The sequence below is a fragment of the Pseudomonas capeferrum genome (genome assembly GCF_013523055.1).
Classification (GTDB): Bacteria; Pseudomonadota; Gammaproteobacteria; order Pseudomonadales; family Pseudomonadaceae; genus Aquipseudomonas; species Aquipseudomonas capeferrum_A.
On sequence record NZ_JAAMQM010000086.1, the window covers coordinates 1 to 278 of the forward strand.

The 278-nt window shown below is 61.2% G+C and carries 1 protein-coding gene; it reads left to right on the forward strand.

Annotated features, from left to right (window positions below; translation table 11 throughout):
* Positions 1–278, forward strand: a 278-nt coding sequence (locus tag G7009_RS27410; protein ID WP_181133392.1) for an immunoglobulin-like domain-containing protein, incomplete at both ends; no start/stop codon positions are given.

Genomic DNA, 278 nt, shown 5'->3' on the forward strand with positions numbered 1-278 from the left:
AATGGTGACAAGGTCCTTATCGCCGCAGGCCAAACCGAAGCCACCTACCGCACCGATGCCCAGGGCGAGGACGTCTTCAAGGATGCTGGTTCCCTGACTGTCGGCATCACCGATGCCACCGTTGACGGCCAGACCTTCGAAAACCTGCAGCTGGGTGGCTCCGCCACCGTGCAGATCGCCGACACCATCAACGATGTCGTGGCGACCCTGACCGCTGACAAGACCACTGTCACCGAAGGTGGCCAGATCACCTACACCGTGACCCTGAGCAATGCCCA